1 protein-coding gene is annotated in these 3,435 nt (G+C 47.9%); it reads left to right on the top strand.

Annotated elements, in window-relative coordinates; all coding sequences use genetic code 11:
* The first annotated feature begins 123 nt into the window (after nt 1–123).
* Nucleotides 124–3,033 carry a M6 family metalloprotease domain-containing protein gene (locus CAG65_RS20330; RefSeq protein ID WP_161454792.1) on the top strand — a complete coding sequence of 970 codons (2,910 nt, stop codon included), beginning with the start codon at nt 124–126 and terminating at the stop codon, nt 3,031–3,033.
* The last annotated feature ends 402 nt before the right edge of the window (nt 3,034–3,435 follow it).

Genomic DNA, 3,435 nt, shown 5'->3' with positions numbered 1-3,435 from the left:
ACTTAACTCAGATAACGAGAGAAAATAATGATAAAAAACAACGCACTTAGTGCGGGGCTACTGGCAAGCTTATTGGTGACGCCCGTTTTCGGCACCACCTTGCCTGCGCCGGTCTGGCATTAAATGACGTTCAGTGATGGTTCGGTCAAAGATCTGCGTTTGATGGGATCGGAAGATATGTTCTGGTATCAGGATCGTCAGGGGACGTTGTACATTCAGGAGCAGGATGGGCTCTGGTACTACGGTTACTACGAGCAGCAGCAAAAGCGAGTCGTTTCGACTGAAGTGCTGGCGAGTGAGGCTCCGCCACCACAAGATGCCAACATTCATTCTCACCCGATTGATCCCGTGTATTTGTCTGTGCCACCAACGGAAATGACGCCGGGAAAGCGCCGTCTTACGTTGACGACTGGCAGACAGTTTGCCCCTGCCATCGAAGGGCAAACCGCGGTGACAGAACAACCTTTGCTGGTGGTGCAAGTCAGTTTTCAAGACGAGGTCATGGTAAATGACTTTCAGGCGAGCGTTTTTGGTATCAACCAGCAAAGTGTTCAGGACTATTTTCTCAAAAACAGCAATGGTCGCTACAAGGTTGTACCTGCCCGAGAAACATCGGGTACGGAGAATGATGGCATTGTGCATGTCACTCTCGACATCAATCATCCCAACTGTCATTCAAAGACCGATAACACGTGTCAGACAAAACTGAACACTGCGTTTGAGAAAGCCTATCAGGCGCTGGACGCAGATTTTGATTTATCAACGTATGACGATAACGGTGACGGAAACATTGAACCCAGAGAACTGTCTGTGATGTTCGTTTTTGCCGGGAATGACAAGGCAAGTGGGACGAACAAAACACCAACGATATGGCCGCATAAATACAGCCATAGGCAGGTAACTTTGGATGGAAAAACCATCAGCGCGTATTGTTTGTTCGCTGATTTTCAACACGACCACCAGTCCACAATGGGGGTAATTGCGCACGAGCTGGGGCATCTGATGTTGGGTTTACCGGACCTTTACTCCTACAGACACAATGGTTCTATCGGGCAGTGGGGGTTAATGGGCAGTGGCAGTTGGGGGAGTAAGCCGGGAGATTCCTACTCGGGCCAGACGCCGGTCAACATGTTGGCATGGAGCAAGGAGGCAGCCGGTTTCATCCAGCCTAAAGTACTGTCTCAAAGCGGTGCACAAACAGTACAAACTGCGCAGGGTGAAAGTGTGATTCACCTCGACCCTTATCTGAAGCAGTTTGGCCCACGTGCGTACATCGAAAACCGACGTAACATTGGGTATGACCGTGCACTGCCCGCTGAAGGTCTGCTGGTCACATCCGTGAGCGTTGACCACATGTTCAATGCTGAGGGGCCGATGCAGGTACAGATCCTACAGGCGGACAATCACGGGCTACTGGACAATGGCCATTCGACAGGCGATGACGGCGACGTATTTCCCGGCAGTGAACAGATCACGGAGTTATCGGATGCGTCACTCCCTTCGCTGATGACAGTCACCGCCGGGCGTGAAACCAATATCGCCCTGCGTGGCATTGTCAGCGATCCGAACGCGGCTCGCTTTAGTCTCGATATTCCGAGTGCGGCAGGAAAGTCGGCATGGTTGACGTCGTTCGGGCGCACTTATGTCTCATACCGAAACGGCATTGATGCGCTTGGCTTTGCTGTGGACGTGGGTCATACGCCGAAGCATTTAGTCGGTTTTCAATTTTACGCAAAGGAAAACACGGTCGCATTACCTATGCGTTACGTTTTACGCGTTTATCCGTACAACGTGAATTTAGGTCGTGCACATTTTGATCTGGCTGATGGCCGTGAACTGGCCAGCGGTGTGGCCCCTGTCGGTGGCGGGCAAATTCGTTTACCGGCGCCTGTGGCTCTGGAGCCGGGCATGTCCATGTTAGTACTGGAAATTGAAAATGGTACCGCGGAATACTCCACTCAATTTCTTGATGCCTATTTGGGCGATGGGCAACGCAAAGAACAATATTTTGGGGGAAAAGATGAGTATCTCGCTTATGGCTTGAGCCGCGGCGCCTACTATAATTTTCCGTTTGCGGCTCTGTTTGAAGAGCAGATCGCCAGCGATGTTGTTGCGATGGATGATTTTGTGGTCATGCGTGAAGATCAGTCGGTGACAGTCGATGTCAAATCCAATGACCAGCATCTCAATGCGAATGAAGTGTATCGTGTTGAGATCGGTCAGCCACCTTCAAAAGGACGTTTTCGTGGTACGATTTACACACCGTCGGCCAATATCAATGGTGTCGATCACTTCACTTATCGCCTGGTGGATAGTCAGGGTGTGGCGTCTAACTATGCCAATGTGAGTGTAACGATCAGCGCAGTGAATGATTTGCCAGTATTTGAGGTTGATTATCCGCTAAATTCGGTGAAAGCGGGGCAGTTAGTCACACTTGCGGTTAAGAATATCCGGGACGTGGATTCCGATAGTCACAGCTATCGTTGGTCGGTCAGTCAGGAGACGCCGTTGTCGATCACTCATCCGCAGCGTTCATGGATACAGGTACAGATCCCATCCGATGCCAACAACGGAACGGTCTATCCTTTGACTGTCGTCGTGGCAGACAACCAGGGTGGTCGGGTGGCGAAAACCATCAAACTGGTGGTGCGTAATCGCGCGATTGCGATCAACGACGAAAGTGTGTCGGTGGTCTACGGTGAGCAGATCCTACTCCGGCCCGCAGGTGAGCACGATGACAGTGACATTCGTTCGATTGAAATTTTAACGCCGCCTTTGCATGGAGAAGTGATCATCAACGGCACGACGTTAGTGTACACCGCACCAGCCGAGCGAAAAGAAACACTTTACGATGTGCTGAAATATAAAGTGATATTTGTCGATGATTCAGTACAAACAGCGGAATATGAACTGCAAGTTCGCACTCAAAGTGTCGCTGAAAATCAAGGGGAAAGCAGCGGAGGTTCCGGCGGCTCAAATTCACCTTGGGTAATGATGATATTACTCTGGTTGCTTCGCAGACGCTATCGGTAATGAATAAGAAATAGAGAGCATATGCTCTCTTTTTTATTATCGATTAAGGCAATCGATTGCGGAAATTAAACGTATTCTAAAGTAAATATTTATCGTTATTATTTCTAATTTGAGTTATTTGTTACTTATAGTAGGCATTAATTATATTAATGGTGATCTTTATTCCATTTATATGGCTTTATTGCACGAAATGTGGGCTGAATGTATAAAAAATGCACATTCCTCATGATGGGTGTGAATACATATTGAGTTGGAAAAATCTATTTTTTGATAAAATATTCTTACATTAATCGCGGCTTTTGTGGTTAATTATCATTTTTATTTCATATATTGGTGATTGCCATCACATTATTAATGATGCAATCTCAGCCTCTTTGTATATATGTTTTCATAATTAGATAT

The organism is Vibrio sp. V39_P1S14PM300 (assembly GCF_009904765.1).
Lineage (GTDB): Bacteria > Pseudomonadota > Gammaproteobacteria > Enterobacterales > Vibrionaceae > Vibrio > Vibrio proteolyticus.
Note: the sequence above shows the minus strand (reverse complement) of the source record. Positions and strands in the feature narration are given on the sequence as shown.

What these genes read in the sequence shown, in the direction of transcription:
- CAG65_RS20330 (WP_161454792.1), top strand. Translation starts at nt 124, where the DNA reads ATGACGTTCAGTGATGGTTCGGTCAAAGATCTGCGTTTGATGGGATCG.